At 37.8% G+C, this 22,508-nt stretch carries 4 protein-coding genes; 2 read left to right on the top strand and 2 right to left on the bottom strand.

What is annotated here, in order from left to right:
• Positions 1 to 16 precede the first annotated feature (16 nt).
• Positions 17 to 17,926, bottom strand: coding sequence for a T9SS type B sorting domain-containing protein (locus tag VBZ51_RS08645; RefSeq protein ID WP_416576661.1), 17,910 nt, complete (start codon positions 17,924 to 17,926; stop codon positions 17 to 19).
• A 1,104-nt stretch (positions 17,927 to 19,030) separates the two neighbouring features.
• Here VBZ51_RS08645 and VBZ51_RS08640 point away from each other — a divergent pair.
• A complete protein-coding gene (locus tag VBZ51_RS08640; RefSeq protein WP_416576660.1) occupies positions 19,031 to 19,864 on the top strand; it encodes a class I SAM-dependent methyltransferase in 834 nt (277 codons plus the stop codon).
• Positions 19,854 to 20,036: a hypothetical protein gene (locus VBZ51_RS08635; protein WP_058104576.1), complete on the top strand. Its 183-nt coding sequence runs from the start codon at positions 19,854 to 19,856 to the stop codon at positions 20,034 to 20,036. Before VBZ51_RS08640 ends, VBZ51_RS08635 begins: the two co-directional genes overlap by 11 nt.
• 293 nt (positions 20,037 to 20,329) lie before the next feature.
• On the opposite strand, the gene VBZ51_RS08630 is transcribed toward VBZ51_RS08635, so the two are convergent.
• Complete coding sequence (locus VBZ51_RS08630) at positions 20,330 to 22,507, bottom strand: type IX secretion system membrane protein PorP/SprF (protein ID WP_416576659.1); 2,178 nt, start codon at positions 22,505 to 22,507, stop codon at positions 20,330 to 20,332.
• Position 22,508: the final 1 nt, after the last annotated feature.

Raw genomic sequence — 22,508 nt, 5'->3', positions numbered from 1 at the left:
TTTTTAGGTTAAGTTTTTAACGGTATAGGGTAAAGTGTCCAACAAATTCTCTTTCGTCTCTATCGCCATTTAGTTTAACTACATACCAGTAGTCTCCCGTTGGCAATTCATTGTCTAAATAAGTTCCGTCCCAACCTTCAGAATCAACAGATTGTTCAGAAACCACTCTACCATAACGATCAAATATTTTTATTAGTATTTCTGGGTATTGCTCAATATTTCTTGGGATCCATAAATCGTTCTGCCCATCTCCATCTGGGGTAAAGAAATTAGGTATTTCCACGTCTATAAACTCCATAAATATATTTGCTACCCTTGAGCATCCATTCTCATCAACAACACGAACTTCATAGGTATCTGTTCTAGTAATATAGAAGGTATTGCTATCGCCATTATCTATTCCATCAAAATAATAGGTGTAATCTTCTCTACCACCTTCAACAACAGCTGTTATTTCGTTCATGTTATTTTGTTCCAATGCTAGTGTCAGTGGCTCAAAATCCTCAATAACAAAATCAATAGTTACAAAACACCCGTTAGCATGGGCAATAGTAATGTAATGGTTGCCCGGTGCCGAGTTTCTAAAATCAGGATTCAATTGAAGATCTGCAGGGTCTACAGAATCTATTGCGTATAACACATCTCCAATCACACTATCATCTTCTAATGTGATGTTCACAAAATTATCTGGCACATCACCCGAACATTCGTAAACAGGAATTACCGTTGCATTAAGGTTTACTCCCGATTCAATATCAACTACAACATTGGTATCACAACCATTGGCATCTTTAATTACAATTATGTAATTACCTGCTGCCATATCATAAAATTCAGTTCTGTTCAGTACAAAATCTTCATCGCTATTAGAATTCAACGCTGTACTATATGGTGCCGTACCTCCTGTGATATCAAGAATTATAGTACCATCTTGACTATCAACACAAATTTCCGGTGTAGTCTCTACTTCAACAACCAAACTTGATGGTTCAGAAATAGTATACGTTAAGTATTCAAAACAACCATTTTGGTCTTGAGCTATAACAGTATACTCTCCCGGACCCAATTCTGTAAACGTGTTTTCATCATAGAATTGGTTCAGATTTGGTGAAATTGCATATTGATAACCACCTGCTCCACCAGATAATGTAACCGTTATTTCACCGTTATTCTCTCCTTCACAAGTAATATCAACAACATTGTCTGTATAAGAAAGCGGTGTAGGTTCTACAATAATAACCTCTTCTGGTGTTGTTGTACAATCATCACTAACTACAGTTACATAATACGTACCTGCTCCTAAATCTCTAAACACACCTTGAGATTGTGGACCGGCAATTCTAGAAGCTACGCTTAAAGAACTATCTGTAAACAACTCATATTGGTAGTTACCTAATCCGCCATCGGCAGTTGCATAAATGATAGCCGTGCTTTCACCTGTACAGTTCAGTACCGCAGCAGAGGTGTCAACCGTTAATTCTAAAGCAGGAATCTCACTTTCTGTAATTGCATTTGAAACTGCAGACTCACAACCGTTAATAGCATCACGTACATAGAATTGATATCTACCGGCAGGATACATACCTGTTTCAGGTAACCCTAACGGATTACTGGTCATAGGCAAGAAGTTGACGTTATCAACGCTATACTCATATGTTCCGCTACCACCTGTGGCAGTAAGTTCAAACTCAGCACCAGTAGTACAGGTCAATGCATCTGTTCTAATTAAACTTGCCTGTACTTCTGTTGGCTCTCTTACCTCAACAACATTTGTTGTGGTATCACAGTTCCACCCATCGACTACGGTAATGCTATAGAAACCTGCGCCTAAATCCGTAAAATTAGGATTGGTTTGTTCACCAGTCGTTGTAGTAATCGTAGTACCGGTTTCATTATAGAAATTCAATTGATAGCTATAATTTCCACTACCGCCACCTGTTACAGTTGCAGTTACAACCGCTCCTGTATCACCGTAACAAGCTAGGTCTGTTACAAGCGGAGTTGCATTAGCCACTATAGGTGTTGCTGGCGTTAATGTTTCAGTATAATTTACAATACATCCGGCATCATCGGTAATGCTTATTGTGAAAGCACCCGCAGCTAAATCTGTAAAGACTCCTTCATTTACATCGTCCATGGTATAAACATCACCGGTTGTTGTGTTAGTCAATACGATATCATAAGGACTATAGCCGCCCTCTATTTCAACTCTAATAACCCCTTGATCATCTGTACAAGTAGCTTCTGCCAAAGGCGTTATCACACCACTCAGTGGTCTATCCGGAGAAATTATTGTCACCATATTTGTATCTTCAGAACAAAAGGGAACATCTGTTTCTGTAATGGTAACATAATAGCTACCACCGGATAATCCTGTTATTGTTCTTGGATTAACACTGGTATCCGAAGCAGTTGCTGCTATAACCGATGCTCCTGCAGCGTTGAACACTTCATAAGTGTAATTACCGGTATACCCATCAATATCAATTTCCAAACTTCCATTGGTATCACCAAAACATGTAACTTCTGTTATAGCCGTTGCCGTAGCAGTTATAAAATCGAACGGAGCAATCGTATAACTTGCCGTATTAACATAACAACCCGTATCTAAATCTGTAACTCTAAATACATAGGAACCAACAGTATTTAAATCGTAAGTTGCAGATGTTGCTGTTGTACTAACCAAAGTACCTGTGGCATTACCAATTGGTAACAACTCATAACCATAGTTATGTGCCAAACCATTATCAACTACTGAAATTGTTATTCTCTCATCGTTTGTACATGTAATTGCGACATCTTGAGCTACTGTAGCCGTAAATGTATTTATAGGTTGAATTGTAACGGTATCGAAAGTGGTACAACCATTGGCATCTTTTACGTAAACATCTATGGTTTGTACGCTTCCATCGTCCGTAACATTGAATGTATTTGACGCTTGGAAAATAACATTATCAATACTGTATAAGTATGGTGCGGTTCCTGTACCTATACCGGCCGTAGCTGTTATAGTTGCAGTGTTTACACTATTATCTGCCGCACAACTAAATTCTGTTGCTGTTGCAGAAACGGTTAATTGCGTTGGTTGAGTAATGGTTTCATTCTTAACAGCATCACAGCCTCTACTAGAAATTACTCTTACTTGGTATTCTCCTGCAGCTAAACCTGTAAACAACGGATCGTTTTGAGCTGGCACAATTGGCGTTACCAAATCTGCAATATCATATAATTCATATTGATAAATAGGATTATCATCTGTTGCCGGATCAATATTGGCTCTAATACTACCATTACTATCCCCAAAACAACTTACATAAACAATAGTTGCATCTAATAATACAGGGTCTACTGGAGCATCTAGAACTTGAGTTACCGTTCTTTCACAAACTGGGTTTGTCGTATCTAAATCCCTAACCACAAAAGTATATGTTCCAGCCTCTGTTAAGTTTGTAAACACACCTGTTGTTTGAGTTAACACAGAACCTAATGGAGTATTCATTTCAAACTCAAGGTTTGTTGAACCACCGGTTACATTAACCGTTATTTCTCCACCCGGAGTCACCGTACAATCAATAGACTTATCTACTGTCGTAGAAACATCCATTTGCTCATAAAGCACCACCGCATTAGTTGTAAAAGGACAGCCCCATTGGTCTATAATAGTAACATCATAACTACCCGCACCAAGACCTGCGAATACTCTCGTGTTCTGTGGAGCACGGAAATCCGTACCGTTTAATCTTAATTGGTATGTATAATTACTTCCTTGACCGCCAGTAGGCACACTCACTTCAATTTCTCCTTGTAAGTTGGTGCAGTTCTCTATGTTTACATCTAATGTTGCTGCTATTGGGTCTGGAACATCAAGTACAATATTGTCTTGAATTAATCGCTCACAACCTTCAGCGTCACGAGCCCATGCTTGGTACGTACCAGCAGGTAACAAATCAAAAGTAGCGTTAGCTACGAAATCTGTAGTTGCAGGAGCGCTTGTACCAACAAAATACGTATAATCACCCCAACCACCTTCAACATCGGTAATGGTAATTGAACCATCATTTCCTGGTACACATGTAATATCAGTTACTACAGTATTTCCTGTAATATCAGCTAAAGGACCGTTGATAGTAAATGCTTCTGTATTTGTACAGAACGGGTTGTTGTCTTGTGTAATAGAAACATAGTAACTACCTGCAAATAAGTCAATATCTGCTGTAGGTCCATTTGTTGTTGCTTCTGAACCAGAAATAACAACCGTATCATCACTAATATCTGCTAATGTTCCCTCAGTGTCATAAATAGTCCAAGTAAATCCGCCAGGGTAGGTTGCATCAACTAATTCAAAGTTCACAGCACCCGTATCAGTTCCAAAACAAATTACATCACTTGTTTTAACAACATCGATGGTAAATGTGTTTGGCTCTTCTATAGTTTCTGCAACAGAAACCACACAACCCGTATCAATATGTCTTGCCAATATCGTATACGATCCCGCAGACAAACTACCGAACACGTTAGAAGTTTGGTAGTTGGCACCATTATCAATGCTATATTCGAACCTAGTTGGGTCGCTTAAAGTAGATGTCACCACTACCGTAATTTCACCATCACTACCAGGAGCACATGTAACCGTATTTGAAACCGAAGCGTCTATATCGGTAATCTCATCAAAAGGAAGAACAGTAGCTATTGCGCTACCAGAACAACCCTTGTCATCATAAACATTGATGGTATAAGTATCACCAGCTCTATTTGTAACCACTAATACATTTGATGCACCAGATTGTACCACAGCCGAACTGCTATCCACAAATTCATAGATTACATAGTTACCGCTACCACCGGTAATGGCAGTCTCGTCAACTGTAATTGTAGCATTGTTAGGATTATTACCAGCAGTACAACCGAATTCTACAACTGTAGTATCTATGTTCGATATTACTGCAGGTTCGTCTATTACAATGTTACCTGATGCCGTAGTACAACCGTTAGTTCCTGTTGCCGTTACAACGTATGTATTTGGAGGTAAGCCTTCAAATGTATTGTTACTTGCATTGAATGTTCCTGCTACTGGAGATATCGTAAATGTTAACGGATTTACTCCGTTTTCAACTTGTGTCAAAGTGATTGAACCATCGTTAGCTCCAAAACAAGTAATATCTATATGCGAATCTGTAAAAACAGGTTGAATAGCAGGAGCCAACTCTTGCGTTACCGTAATTTCACAAACAGGATTTGTAGTATCTAAATCTCTTATTAAGAAACTATACGTTCCATCAACGGTTAAGTCCGTAAATGTTGCATTATTGGTTTGCGTAACCGCAGCACCTGTTGGAGGTGTCATAATAAACTCTAGGTTTGATGAACCACCGGTTACATTGATAGTGATAGTACCACCTGGTGTACCCGTACAATCAATAGCTTTGTCTACCGTAGTAGTTGCACTTAACTGTTCGTATAATTCTACTGGAGCAGTTGTAAATGTACATCCCCATTGATCTGTAATGATTACTTCATATGCTCCGGCTCCTAAACCTGAGAAAACTCTAGTGTTCTGTGGAGCACGGAAGTTAGACCCGTTCATTACCAATTGGTAGGTATAGTTACTTCCTTGACCGCCAGTTGGTACACTAACTTCTATTTCTCCCTGTAAGTTTGTACAATTTTCTATGTTAACTTGTAATGTTGCCGCAATTGGGTCTGGAACATCAAGTACAATATTATCTTGTATTAATTGCTCACAACCTTCAGCATCACGAACCCAAGCTTGGTATGTACCAGCAGGTAACAAATCAAAAGTAGCGTTAGCTACGAAATCTGTAGTTGCAGGAGCACTTGTGCCAACAAAATAGGTATAGCCACCCCATCCACCTACAACATCAGTAATGGTTATACTGCCATCATTTCCTGGCACACAAGTAATATCAGTTACTACTGTATTACCCGTAATAGCTGCATCTGGACCTGCAATATTGAAAAATTCAACATTGGTACAGAATGGATTGTTGGTTTGTGAAATAGAAACATAGTATTCACCAACACCTAAATTAATTATTGGTGTAGGACCGTTCGCAACTTCAGAACCACTAAGAACAGAAGTATTATCGGTACGGAAGATTTCCCAATCAAAACCTGTGCTGTATGTAGCATCTATCAATTCAAAAGTTACTTCACCGGTATCTGTTCCAAAGCAAATAACATCACTTGTTTTAACAACATCAATCGTAAACGTGTTTGGCCCTTCAATTCTAGCCGAAGCAGTTATAATACAACCCGTATCTGTATGTCTTATCAAGAAGTTATGGTTTCCAGCAGACAATCCGCCAAAAACATTGGTAGAAAGGTATGTAACACCATTATCAATGCTATACTCGTATTTAGAACTATCACTAGCTGTAGAAGTTGCCGTTACGGTAATTTCACCATCAGCCCCAGGCGCACAAGTAACCGTATTGGTCACAGCGGCCGTTGCTCCTGTTAATTCATCATACGGAAGCACAGTTGCCGTAGTGCTACCGGAACATCCATTATCATCATAAACATTGATGGTATATGTTTCACCCGTTCTATCGGTAACCGTTAAAACATTAGATGATCCAGACTGAACAACAGCAGAGCTGCTATCAATAAATTCGTAAGTTACATAGGTATTGCTACCTCCTGTAATTGCTGCCGTATCCACGGTTATTGTTGCATTGTTTGAATTGTTACCAGCTGTACAACCAAATTCAACAACATCTGCATTTACATTTGCAATTTGTAACGGAGTGCCTACAGGACTATCTACCTCTAACTCACAACCACGACCAGAAGTTACCCTAACAACGTAATCATCATTTGCGGCTAAATTTGTAAATGTACCCGTTGTTTGAGGGGCACTTGCAGGAGTTAACACTGAAGGTGCAGTTTCAACAAATAACTGATAAACGTACGGTGGGTTATCCATAGATGCATCTAAAATGGCCACTATAGAACCATCTGTTGCTCCAAAACAAGTTACATCTGTTATATCTGTCGTAAATAAAACAGGGGTTGCCAACTCTAATTCTACGTCTGTTTGTGCAGTACAACCACCCAAAACCGTATCATAAACATGAGCAGTATAAATGCCTGAATCCAACCCTGTAAAAATAGGTGAAGGTTGAGGGCTTCCAGTTACACTAACTCCGCCATTATCGAATAATTCATATTCATAGAATGTAGATCCACCATATGCCGTAATTACTATTTCTCCATCGCCTTCCGTACATGAAGGTTGGGTAGTAACTTCTGCCGAAATAGAAGTAGGCGCAAAAATTTCGATCGTCTCTACATTTCCACAACCGTTAAAATCACGAACTTGAACGGTGTAATTTCCAGAACTTAAATCTGTAAACTGATGTGTTGAGCCTGCAGTGGTCAACGTAGATGATTGGTAAGAACCGCTATTTATACTCAAAGTATAAGGTTGAATACCTTCTCCGTCTAAAGTAATTTCTATAATAAAGTCACCTTCATCTGCCGTACATTGGTTGATTACGACACCAGAAATAGCCGGTGTTGGGTCATCTGCAATAGTAACATCCAATGGTAGTGCCGTAGAACAACCGTTACCGTCCATCACATAAATATCCCACTCTGTATTAACCGAAGGGTCTAATTCCGCATAGTTACTAGTAATATAATCACCAGCAACAGGAGAAACACCATTTTCAACGTAGGCATACGTATAAGAGCCATTTCCACCGCCTGCAATTACGGTTACATTAGCATCTTCAGAACAGTAACCGTTATTTTGATCCGCCAAGGTCAAAGTCACCGGATTAGGCTCTAAAATTCTAAATTCGAAAGTATTTGTACACTCAGGAGTAGCTGCTTCTTGGAAAAATAGTACATAATCTCCAGGAGGAATATTTGAAACCGTTTCCAACGGTGTTGGACCAGGACCTATTGGACCTGTAACACTACCAGAATATGCACCACCTAATGGTGTATTACTAATGCTTTCTCTTATTTCATAATTTATAGTAGTTACATTAGGATCATATTCTTCAAACTGGAAAGAAATAGACCCATCTGTATCTCCATAACAAGAAACATCTGTTACCGTTGGATCTGCAACTACATCAATAGCAGATACATTAGGAATATCAACTTCAACAAAACTAGAACATCCTGTTGTCGTGTCGATCACTTGAAAAACATAACTGGCACCAGGGTTTAGTCCGTTGTATGTTGCAACTTCCTCATCAGCTGTAGCACCCGCCGCCTCAGCATCTGGTGCGGTACCTGTACCATAAATAGTAAAATCGTAATTTCCTGAACCTCCACTTGCGGTAAGTTCAGCGGTACCACCAGCAATACAACTAACTGGCATTAAAACCGGGTCAACCGATAAATATGGACTAGACAAAACCCTAACCGGATTCTCGTAATACTCACAACCATTGGCATCCAATACACGAACATAGTAGTCTCCGAAAGCCAATCCGTCAAAAGTTACCGTAGTTGCTGTCGTATTTACCACAGGGTTTGGTCCTGTCGTAGGAACAACATTATTAAGATTATCATATAGGGTGTATGTAAAATTAGGGACCCCACCACTTGTAATCGTAATTTCAATACTACCTGGAATATCACCAGAAGGACCACAACTAACGTCTGTTGCTACAACATTTGCATCAAACAATACTGGATCAACAACAATTGCACTACTATTATACGTACATTCTTTAGAATCTCTAACTATATAATTATAAGCACCAGCGGCCAAACCTGTGTAAACCCTTTGGCTTGTAAAGGCACTGCCGTCAAAACTAATTTCATAAGGTGATGAACCAAAATTAGGATCCACATTGATTTCAACGATACCATTGGTATCTCCAAAACACGTAGGGTTGGTAACGGTTTCCGTTGCAACAGGGTTTACTGTTGGTGTAACCGTAACTATATTAGAAACAGCTGTACAACCTTGATTATCAGTTATTCTAAACCTATACGTACCTGCTGTAGAAGTGGTATATGGGAATGTTCCCGTAAAAGCGGTATAACCACCACTATTTACATCTAACTCATAAGTATAAGGAGCATAACCACCAGCAACCTGTAAATCCATAGTTGCATCTGGCGATACCGAGCAATCCAAATCTTTTGTTAGGGTAAGGTTCGCCGTTAATTGAGGTTCAACATCAAAAGTTACCGTATCTGTACAACCATTAGCATCTCTAATCTCAAAAGTATAACTACCTGGGGTAAGACCCGTAAAACTGTTCGATGCTCTATATGCACCCGTTCCAATTCTGTAAGTGTAAGGTGCCATTCCACCTGATGCGCCTACCTCTATAGTAGCTGATCCGGTAACCGAAGAATCAAAACATACATCTGAACTTGGTAAAATACTCGCTACAGGAGCTACAGGAGCGGTTAATGTAAATGTATCCGTTTCCGTACAGCCATTTGCATCGGTAACCGTTATCGTATGTAAACCTAATTGATCCAAACCTGTAAATACCCCTGTGCTTTGTGCAGCCGTATTGGAGCCGTCTGGCAGTTCTATTACATAAGAATATGCTGAAGTACCACCGGTTACATTAATAGTTACCGAACCATCATCATCACATGTAGGTTGAACAGGTGTATTTGAAACTACAAGTGCTGAAGGTTCTGATATTGTTTGTGTTAAAGGAACCGTACACCCTGCAATAGGGTTATCTACGTCTCTAACATAAATAGTATAAGTACCGGCAGCTAGACCCGTAATTTGATGTGTTGTTGCGGTATCACTACCTGCTATAGTTGCAAAAGAACTATCATAGCTATATTCATAACCACCAGCTCCAAAATTATCGACTTCAAAAGTAATTGTACCACTATTATCTGCATTACAATCCAAATCTTCAAAAGATAGAATTGCAGCTTCAAAAGCATTACCGTCTTGAACATTTACAATAATATCTGTTGTACAGTCACTACCATAATCCACGGTAACCGTATGTTGACCAACAGATGCGTTGTTAAATGCATTGCTTGTCTGTGGCGTATTGCCATCAATACTGTATGTATATGTAGCATCATTAGGAAGAATTGTAACATTTCCTGTACCGTTACAATTATAAGTAACACTACTACTTAAAGATGGTTCCGTTGGTAATGGAGCTATAACAATATTTGGAAGGTCAACAACACAACCTGTATTATTTGCATCTCTAACCTGCACAGTATACGCACCATCGGTTAATCCTGTGAAAACCGTACCACCTGTAGTAGCAGTCGTCCAAGAACCACCGTTTAAGCTATATTGATAAGAACCAGAACCGCCCACAGTAGGTGTAATGCTACCTACCGAAATTTCTGCCAGTTGATTACAGGTATAATCTTGTGTTTGTTGGCTCTCAGCGACAATTTCGGGTAATTGATCTACGTCAACAGACAACGTTAGCTCACAATTATTTACATCCCTAACTCGAACATCATATGTGCCTGCAGTTAGATTATTGAATAAACTTACAGACCCGAAGTTTGCACCGCCATCTATACTAAAAGTATACGGAGCCTCACCACCACTAGGGGCTAAAGAAATACTACCGTCATTTCCGCCAAAACAAGTTACATCTACTACTGTTGGTACAGCAGCTACTGGAGCATCTTGATCAATATTGATGTCGTACATGGCAGGACATGCATCTGCCGCTCCATTGTTATCCAAAACATACACATCATAATCCCCAGCACCACTAACGGTAACCGGATTGGTAGCTGAATAATCGCTCGCTGTAGGAGTTACACCATCAGCAACTACTGCGTAAACATAATTTCCGTCACCACCTGCTGCTGTAATATTAATTTCACTATCGGTACCGCAAGCTGTTATAGTACTTGCACTTGCGCTGACCGTTACTTGTTGTTCAATGGTTACGGTTTGGGCAGGAGCATCACAACCATAAGCATCGGTAACCTCAATAGTGTACGTTCCATTTGAAAGACCTGTAAATGTATATGTGGTTGCATCAATTGGAGTAGGGGTAACAAACGCTCCTCCATTTATTCTAAACTGATAATCACCATTACCAGCGGTAACATCTACAACAATAGTTGCATCATTACTACCACTATAACACGTTGTTTCCAATAATGTAAAAGCTGGTGTTTCCGGAGCCGTAACTACAATTGGGGTGTCAATTAAATCTGAACAACCATTGGCATCTCTAGCACGAATATTATATGTTCCTGCCGATAAGCCATTGAACACTGTATTCGTTTGATATGCAGTTATTATTCCGCCAGAAGTATCTTCTAATTGGTACTCATACCCTGGAGTACCACCTGTAGCACTCGCTGTTATTTCTGCTCCGCCATTATTACAAGTAAATTCTTGTGAAAGGTCTGCATCAGCAACCACAACTGTTGGTTCATTAATAGTATGATCAAAAAATGTTGTACAACCAGGTAAAGAACTCGCCGCGTCTCTAACATATACTCTATACGTACCTGCAGAGAGTCCGGATATGGTTTGTGGCGATACCGTTGTACTACCTAAAATACTAGCAAAATTATCTAAGCTATATTCAAATCCGCTTGCGCCATAGTTATCTACTTCAAAAGTAATTGATCCAGAATTATCACCATTACAATCTAAATCCTCAGAAGAAAGAAGACTAGCTTCAAATGCATTACCATCTTCTACCGTAACATCTATAGTAACTGTCTGCGAACACTGTTCTGGAGTTTGTGTTGCTGAAATATCATCAATGGCAATGTCATTTCCATTAACTACTGCAGAGTTTGTTCTAATAACAATATCTAAATTAGAATTAGACCCAGGATCTAGAGTTACACTATAATTTTGCCAATCATTTATTCCATTATTTTTAGGAATATTTCCGGTTGCTGTGCTAGCAATTACATTACCCCCAGCATCTACAAGTTCTATTTCAATTGTAGGGTCACCTCCCGAAGTTCCATTACGCAACAAGTTAAAAGCATAAAGTGAGATGGTAATATCTCTATTTGGAATAATTTCCACTCCTCTTTTAGCATAGATAATACCTCCAACACCAGCAGCACCTCCAACATTAATTGCTAAAAATCTACCATTAGCTATTCCTGTGTGATCATTAGGACTTAACCAGCTTCCGTATGGGTTTGAAATAACACTGGTAACAGAGTATTCTCCATCCTGAATATGTGTATCCGTCCCAAATCCGCAAAGACTTTCGCTACCATCTTGTGGTTCATAACAATATAAAGGGTCAATTTGAGAAATACTCGTATTTACACCAGACCCAAAGTTTTCTTGTAATAAAGTACTAACCGATGGTGGTGTACTACTTATATAATCTACAGAAACTGTATGTGTACCAACAGATACTGCATCAAAAACATTAGAATTAGCTGGTGTGTTTTCTACTCCGTCAATACTATAAGTATATTCTAGATTAGGATTATCTGCAGATATGGTAACAATACCCGTACCATCACATAAATAATCTACGCTAGGCGTTAATTCAACATTTGGTGGTGTAGGTGCTTGCTCAATAGTAATATCCATTGGAAAGGTACAATTGTTAGCATCTTGAATATACACGGTGTGCGATCCCGCTAAAAGGTAACCAATAGCACTAGTATCATACGTATTACCGCCATCAAAACTGTATGTATATGGTGCTGTACCACCTTGAGCATTTGTTATACGTACCTCAGCGCCATCAGATGGATTACATTCAACTAAAGCCGCAACTGCAGCCGAAGCAGATAAATTTAATGGTTCTGATATGCTATAAATCTGATTTACCTCACAAAGGTTAGCATCTCTTACCCTAATGTTGTATGAACCTGCACCAAGGTTATTAAAAGTATTCGGAGTTTGATAATTTGCCCCATTATTAATACTATAGGTATATGGTGCCTCACCACCAGAAGCAACTATTGTTAAAGTAGATTGATTTTCTCCACTACAAAGTATATCTGTATTAGAAATAGATAATGCTAATGGATCATCTTGGTCAATAGTGATGTCATAATTAGATTCACAGAAATCAGCATTACCGTTATTATCTCTTATGTAAACATCATAATTACCTGCGCCGGTAACCGTCACCGTAGTACTTGGATCAAAGTCTCCAGCATTTGGGGTAACCCCGTCAGCAACTACTGCATATACATAATTACCATCGCCACCTGCACCACTAATAGTAATATCGGTATCGGTGCCGCAGGCAGTAATGTTACTTGCGCTTGCAGTTACCGTAAGTGCAGGATTTACAGTAATACTTTCAGTGTCTGTACAATTATTACCATCTCTTACCTCAACCGTATATGTTCCTGCTGAAAGATCAGAAAATACATTGGTTGTACTAAAAGGACCGCCATTTAAACTATATTCAAAAGTACCGTCACCACCAGAAGAAACACTTGCGGTCAAGGTCAATAACACGGCATCATCAAAACAATCTTGATTTGGTGTAATAACCAATACCGGAGCAGTTGCAGGATTAAGGTCAAAAGTAAACGGAACGCTACAGTTATTAGCATCTGTTACCGTGCCGTTATATGTACCAGACTGGGTTAAACCAGTAAAAGAACCTGTTGAGTTAGACCCAAAAACCGAATTATCTGGATTGTTCAATTCATATACATAGCTTCCCCATCCGCCAGTTGCGGTTACACTAACACTACCATCTGTTATACAACTAGGTTGTGTTTCAGTTAGGTTAGAAATGGTCAACGCCGAGGCAGGACCTTCCAATTCATGTGTTTCAGAATAGGTACAGTTAGTATCCGTATCTACAATATCTATGGTATAAATACCGGCTACCAAGTTGTTGATGTTGTCAATGACAGCTTCTGTACCACCAGTTCTAACAACACCTGTAGGACCGGTGATTGTATATGTGAAGTTTTGACCTGTTTGGAAATTTACATTGAACCTAATAACCCCATCTGCAGCTCCAAAACAACTAATAGGCTGTGTGGTTGCTCCACTAGCCGATATTGGATTGATTGCATTTATCGTATAATTTTCTTCATAGAAACAGCCATCCGCATCAGTAACTCTAACCGTATAGGTATCTGGAGACAAATCTTCAAAGACGGCCTCATTTCCTGAGGTACTTGTTGGGCCAATGGCAGAAGGTGCAGTAATGGAATATACGTAAGGTGCTGTACCATTAATTGCGTTAACAGTTAAGTTAGATGTTCCAGCAGGACATGTAATTTGAGATTCCGTAATAGTTAAATCCGTTGGTGGATTTGGTCTATCAATAACAATTTGATTGGTTACAAAAGTACAGTTATTAGCATCTCTAATAGTAATGGTATAAGAACCATCTGTTAAGTTTTCAAAACGATTAGCATTTGCTGTCGTATCAGGAACAAAGTTAATACCGTCAATACTGTATGAATATGGTGCGGTACCTCCTATTACATTTTGTGCCTCAATTATACCCTCTTGTAAACAGGTATAATCTTGAACCAAAATAGCATCACCACTAATTGCAGCCGTTGGTGCGTCAATACTAAAACTTTCTTCTGAAATACAAGTTGCCGTACCCCTTGTTTGGGTAATTTCAACTCTATAGTCTCCTGCTGCCAAGTTTGGAAAACTACCTGTACTGTTATCTGCTAATGGTTGATCGGTATCATCAAATAATGCGAAATCTAAAGTATAGCCATTAGGGTTGGTTACATTAAACTGAATTCTACCGGTAGTTTCACCAAAACAAAGTACATCTGTAACAGTAGTTGGGTCAAAATCTGCAGTTGGGTGATATTCTATAGAGACCGTATTTGATTCTACATAACAGCCTGTTCTATCCAATACCAAGAAAACATAATCTCCAGCTCCAGAAACATTGAACGTAGTCTCTGTTTGGAAATTGGTTGCAGGAATATCCGCAAAATCAGAATAAGAAGTAACCGTAGTTCCTCCCTCATCAACATAGCTCCAAATTACATAAGAGTAATCTGGGTTACCACCACTAGCATTCATTGAAACAATACCATCTTCACAAGTAATATGTTGGTCTACACTAGCGGTAAGTTCTAAATCGTTCTCATCTAAAACAGTAACCGCTTCACTATAAGAACATCCATCATCTGTAGAAATATAGGCGATATAATTACCGGCACTTACATCTGTAAAAGGATAGTTATTATCTGCATGACCATTTTGGCTATCTACTAATGTACCCAATCCACCATTAGTGCCATCATCTAGTCTTATTTCAAAATCATATGGAGAATCAGCATCTGTAATCTGAAGCGTAATAGTACCTAAATTGAAACACGTCTCTGGAGTTACACTTACGTCATATGTTACCGCTCTTTCTCTAATACCTATAACCGGAGTTGAAAAAATACATGCATCTTGAATTGGATCACCGTTTGTATCTAATTGAGTAACCTCAACTCTATAAGAACCGTTCTCACCAGAAGCAAAATCAAAACTTGGACCGTTGTTAGCACTAAAAGGAACAATAACATTATTAGTGTCATTATCTACCAATTGATAACCATAACCCGCTCCAATATTTGTAATGGTAATGTTACCATCAGTATCACAAACAATATCCCTATTATTAAAATCTATATCTAAATTGTTCTGAAAACCTTTGAAATAGAAACTGCTAGTACATCCATTTTGATACACTACGGATAGCCTATATTCACCTGGTGCATTTAATAAATAATTACTACCGGTACCTACTTCTGTCCAAGAACAAGTAAGGGCTCTGTTGGCACAATCCTCACCAACAGTAACACCGCAACTACCTTCATCCAAAATCTCCCAAGTAACACTTTGAGCATCAACAATATTAACAGCCAATGGTTGGGTATCGTTAATACCGCACAAGAAAATTTTAGGTAAAAAAGAGCTATCATCTGAACAGAAAACTATTTCGCCAGGTATGTCATTACTAGGGTCGGCATCACCATTTACTTCATTAAAGTATTCCGTAACAGGGTTTGGTAAATTACCCGAACCAAATGGCTCTACATTTATAATTTCTTTAAACCCTTTACATGGATCTGCAACAATTTTATCCACTATATATTGACCAACAAGTGTTACTACTTGTGTACTTGGGTCATTATCTGGATCACCGTCATTGATTTCAATATCGGTAGCATCAATTTCACCGTTACTATTTGTATCTCTATACCATACGTAGGAATCAAAACCATCACCTGCATTTAAAATAGTACTTGTACCACAAAGTTCTATAGTTCTTTGAAAATTACAATCGGACAAATCATCCAATAGGAAATTGGTAGCTCCCGGAACAACAAATCCACAAGAATTAAAATCTGTAACACTTGGGTCATCTGTAACTTGGGCAGAGTTGTTTTCACCTCTATATGAGCTATAAGCCAAGTTCTCTATTAAATCTGAACATGCGTTTATAAAGTCAAAACAGTTTTCAGCAACTTGAACTCTAAAAATAATTGAATATTCCCCATCTTCATCCTCAACATAAACATCAGGAACATTAAAAACTATTTCCCTACTTGCTGGATCATAGGTATACGTAATTTCATAACATGTTCTAGGTGTTCCCGTGCATATAGATGCGGGAAATGAAAAATCAGTATCATTAAAAAAGCTACGTCCATCTGGTGGAGAAACGTTAACTGGCAATACGTCTCTAATGGTATAGTTGACACCATCATCATTACCAATATTTTCAAAAGTCAATACATAATCCAATGTTTGACCTAAGTTTACCCCTTGACCTGTAATGTCAACACCGCCTGGAGTTTGTACTCTTTTTTCCAAAACAATATTTGGCGCAATTATATCGACATCAAAAGAAGTAAAGAAGATATCATACTTATCTTGTGAAGAACTTGCCCTTAAAATAGCACTTGTAGAACCATTAGGTATTACGGTATTACTGGCACCACCATTAGGTATTTCAAAAAGATCAACATCCCAACCCAGTGTATTTACACTATTAGGGTTTCTATTGGTATACTGAGCATCGAACTGAGTTATACTGGAATTAAAAAAGTTATTTGCTGGGTTTTGACCATTTGACAATGTGGTAAAAGAGCCGTTGGCATTAATTTGTAATGCATCACCTCCAATTCTATTATCACCTTCTAAGGCAGCAACTCCCATATTTGCATACACAGGAAAAGGTGCTGGCAAGGTTGTAAAACCGTTTACTGGTATGTCAATACTTTCCCCGGATTTTACACCCGCATAACCATCAAAAGTGGTGATGAACTTATCACCCGGTAAATTTGGGTTTTCATATACAATGACCATTTTCCATCCACCGGAAATACCACCTGAAATACTATTGCCTGTACTAGCTCTAACATTGGCTACAAAGTAATCTCCATTTGGATTTCCTAAACTAGCTACTATAGAAGTGACATCTTTATAAGCTGCATACGGGCTGTAATACCCAAAATCTACATCACCATTACCATCAAAAATTATTTCATCTGCAGTAATATCTTGGTAAGTTCCTCCTGGAGTTCTAAACTTAATATCATCAATAGTACTTCTATCTGGATTTACATAAACGGCTGACCAATAAAGACCTGCATAACGTACCAATGAACAATCAACATCCGGTATTTCTAAGTTAGCACTACTAGAACTGAACGTGCTGTTATCATTATCGACATCAATATACTGCATGTCGTAATTATCATTATAATCTGAAGAACTTCCGGTAGCGTTAAGTGGTTCATTAGGTGAAACTTCGGGAATTGTTACAGTTTCGCGTCTCCATCTGCCATTTCTATAAACCCATTGTCTTCTTGTGGTCTCTGGTATTCTTCTATTTACAATGTTGTTAGCAATGAATGTAAGTTCACCTCGAATATCCGCTTCGTAACGAACATCAAAATCATTTTTAACCTGAGCAACCGCAGTTTGTAAACCAAGTGCCAAGAATAAAATGAAAAATAAACATTTTGAGTACTGTTTTCCCATAAGAGAAATGTGTTTGTTGAAATCTAAAAATGTGGTCAGCTTTGTCATGTCCTAAAATTGTTGAAGCATTCCTTTCACTCGATATCCATTTCGCATCGGTCCACGTGGAATTCTCCAATAACAAATATTAACCTTAGTAGTAACGTGAAGAATTTATTGTTGTGGTAACGATGTTTTCTGTTGTGAAACAGCAAATAAAATGGGTTTGATTTTGTCTAAAAGTGTGCATTTCAACGATAATACACACATAGGCACGACATTAAAAATGCATTGAATGAGGTAATCCTAATAAAAATTTTGGCAGATTTTTTATGTAAACACCTCTTTTTCAGGGATAAAAATCGGTGTCATTTTTTCTATATTTAGAGTAAATTTTTCATGGATTTCTAACTAAGTTTTAATGCACTAACAACAATTTTAAATGAGTAAAATAATGCTATTTTATGTTTAAAAAATAAGCACAAAACACCTGAACCAAACGTTTCAAAAATTGTATTTCCAGATATTTTTTAATGACATTTAGCTGTTTTTCTGATATTAAAAGGCGCTTAAAATCAGAATGAAAAATGTTATTTGGAGTGCATTAAAGCGTTTTAAACAATATTAAAAGCAATGTGGTCCTCTGCAAAAAAACAGTTTTTAAAATAGCTTATATAAAGCTGTAGGGCACTAATACTTTTCAAGTACTTTACCACAACGACAAACCATGTGCTGCTCCCCCAGCATTTTAAAGTCAAAATTCTTTAAGAACACTGCTATGAGCAACTATTATATTGAATATCTACTACTGTTTATTGTATACTCAAATATTAAAACTGAGACTTTGAACCGCTATTTTAATGTACCTAAACAAAAATTATTTAGAAGTTCAAATGAGTACGAGATAAGAATTACTATATTTATAGCCTGTTATATTCATACTACATATTAGCAATGTCTTTCTAAAAGACTTTCTCGTAAAGCGAGTAAAAAAAGCTTTGAGCCCTTTCAAGGCTTAGCTAATTACAGCCAATTATTTATTAGAATTTTTATTACGAAACTTTAGGTTTTAAGCACTATATAATTTTGCATTTTAACCTTTTGTGCCAAAACATGTAGTATGAAATGAACAAACAATTAATATCTAAAACCATTGAAACATTCTACAATCAAGCCTCGGAGGAAACCCGACTTGAAAATGGAATGGGATTATTTGAATTTGAAAGAAATAAGTTGCTAATTGAAGCATATCTAACCGCACCAAACTTACAAATAGTAGATGTTGGCGGAGGAACAGGAAAATATGCAGAGTGGCTATCAAAAAAAGGTCATAAGGTTCATTTAATAGAGCCTGTTGAAAAACATGTGCACTTAGCAAACCAAAGGTCAAAAAGACTTAAGAACAAGTTTAAGGTGCAATTAGGAGAATCTAGAAGTCTTAATTTTCCAGATAATTTTGCCGACTTGATCATACTTCATGGTCCACTTTACCATCTTCAAAGAAAAGAAGATAGAGCATCAAGTATTATAGAAGCTAAACGTGTCTTGAAAAATGGCGGAATCATTTTGGGTTTTGCCATAAACTATACAGCTTCAACCGTGGTAGGACTTTTAAATGGTCTCATTCACAAAAGGTCATTTTTTGAGATGTGCAAAAGTGAATTGACAACGGGCTTACACAATCCGCCAGATGATCTTCCTTGGCTCTTGGCAGAGGCTTATTACCATAAACCAGATCAATTAAAATCAGAATTTGAAAATCAAGGTTTAGCCTATTTAAATACCTATGCAGTAGAAGGTATGGCATGGCTGGACAAAGACTTTTTTACCAACATTCAAAATGTCAAAAAAAGAAAGACTTTAATAGGGTTACTTAAAATCACGGAAAACGACAGCTACATTTTACCTTTTAGTCCACATATGATGATAGCAGTAAAAAAAGAAACACATGGAAAATAAAGACAGATACTTAAAAGCCCTCATTGAAAACCGTGGTCAATTAAATGAGATTGATTTAGGAGAAAAAATTCAATTGGAAGAAGAGGAGACAAGGGAAATAATAGCACAGCTATTATCTGAACATAGAGTTATTTACCAAGAAAACGGATGTTGTGCATACAACGTTAAGTAAGTACTTTCCACAGGTCTCCATTCTATTTTTTTTGAAATTTACTATGAAGTAAAAATGACCGGTATAGGCAGTTACATTCTATTCCAAGCCACTTAAATATACCCATATGTATATTTTGTGAAAAAATGACAGATAGAGTTTCTGTGCAAAAATGGTTTATTATAACCTATACTACATATAACGATTGGTATATGATAGATTGTCATATAAAAATAAAAACAAGTAAAAACAACAAATCCCTTGTCAATGTAATGACAAGGGATTCAATATCGTAGAATTATCTTATAGCGGTTCTATGCCATCTGCTCTTGATTGACCCGCATAATCCACATTTTGTCATCATAGGCATCATTTAGCTTAGAGTAATAGGATATAAGGGCATTGGTCCAAGAGTCGTGCTTTTTAAGGTACACGTATCTATAATTGTTCTTAGGGTTGATAAAGTAGCTAGCACTTAGTCCAAATGAATTTAGCAGCGCCACAAACTTTTTAGCATTATTTGGGTTTGCAAATACATTTGCAATTAAGTAGTAACCAGAACCGGCTCCTTCTATCACATAAGATTTAGAATCGATCTCTCTAGAATCTACATTGTCTCTCACCACCTCATTGGAGGTTAAAACATTAGAATCATATTTGGAAGACTTCTCTTTTAGTTTGTTTACGTTACTGGCGTAGGCCTCATTAGAGTACTTATTATCAACGTTCATGATCCACATGGCACCATCATAAGCGCCATTTAATTTTGAGTCATGTGCGGCAACAGCATCTTCAAAAGTTTCAAAACGTTGTAAATACACATATTTTAAACCAGTGTTGGGGTTATCAATATAATCAGCTTGTATCCCTTTTGCATTAAGGTCATCTATGAAGTTGTTCATGTACTGCCCACCTTTATACACATTGGCTACTACGTAATACCCATCGGTAACATCTGGTAAATTTTTAAATCTTCTACTCTTAACTCCATCTTGTACAATCTCTGTAGTCGTAGCAGTCGGTGTTGTGGTAGTGGTTCTTCTTCTGCTTGCCACAACTGCATCTTTAGGTTGTACCTGCTTTTGATATTCGCGGTCAACGGTTGATCTATCGGTAGTATTGGTTGTCACAACCGCTTCGCTTTTAATAACAGGTTCTTTAGTGTTATTAGCTGCAACAACTACTCTATCTTGTTGACTTTCATTTACTACTTTATTCGAATTTATGGGTAGTCCTGTGTTACTTGGGTTATAACTAGATGCAATCTCAGTATCACTATTCTCATCTAAGAAAAGTTCCCTTGCCCTTTGCTCTAAATCTGGTCTTTCACCGTTGGTCTCGTTACGTACCATACGCATAACCATGGCAAAACGTCTTTCTAGGTCAGACTGGCGAATAGCTTCCAAAGAATCCTGACGAAACATCAGCTCTTCAATTATAGCATCATTTTCGGCCAGCTTCATTTTAAGCTCCTCAATTTCTTCATTGGTTGCAACGTTCTCAGGCTCTTCATCGTTCTTAACCAAATCATCTTCAAAATCATCTTCTAACATTACCCTATCTTCGGTTAGGTTAGGAGAGAATGAATATGCAACGGATATCTCATGCGTAAGACCAAAATTGTCAAAATTATTGGACAGGCCTTTTTCCATGGTATACCCTAATGATATTCTTTCATTCAAGTTAAAACCAACACCTGCCGCAGCTCCATAGAAACTATCATAACCACCCTGGATCCAACCTAATTTAGGAAGATCAAGTATTAAACTACCACCCAGGGTGACATCTTCTTCACCTACTTTTCTAACCCTTGCCAACGGCATTAATCTAGCTTCTTCAAAAATTCCTTTTTGATTTTCAAACTGATGGGTATATTGTAAGTGGGCAGAATATGTTTTATCCTTAAATTCGGTTACCGACTCGCTATTCTTTAAATTGTAGTCAAATAGGTTTTCTGCAAACATACCTACATCAAACTTTCCATAAGAAAGGTTAAAACCAGGTTGAAACGATAATAGGCTTTGATCTTGTAAACCCGCCAAAAAAGGATCTTCTTCAACCGTTGAAGCCCTACCGTTATCAAATCCGCTTTGATAGTAAGATACGTTAGCACCAAAAGTAAAATTACTCTTATCGTTCAACTTAACGCCATAAGCATAGTTTGCAAGTACACCAAAATTACTTAGAATACCTTCTCTTTGTGAATACAGACTTAAACCAAGTCCGGTTCTATCACTAATACGTCCACTATAGCTTAAGAAATAGTTCTGATTGTTATCATCAAATTGTACCGATTGGTTTCTGTGTAACAAGTTGATATATGATTTATCTTCCCTAACCGTTGAAAATGTAGGGTTAATTAAGAATCGGTTATACTTCAATAAGTTTTGGGCAGGAACGTCATATGATACAAACGGACTTTCCTCTTGCCCACTAACCTTCATGATAGCAAACACAAATAACAATAGATATAAAACACTTTTCTTTAGCATG

Origin of the sequence: Maribacter sp. HS, assembly GCF_048059195.1 — a bacterium.
Lineage (GTDB): Bacteria > Bacteroidota > Bacteroidia > Flavobacteriales > Flavobacteriaceae > Maribacter > Maribacter dokdonensis.
This window is presented reverse-complemented; position numbering and strand designations above follow the sequence as displayed.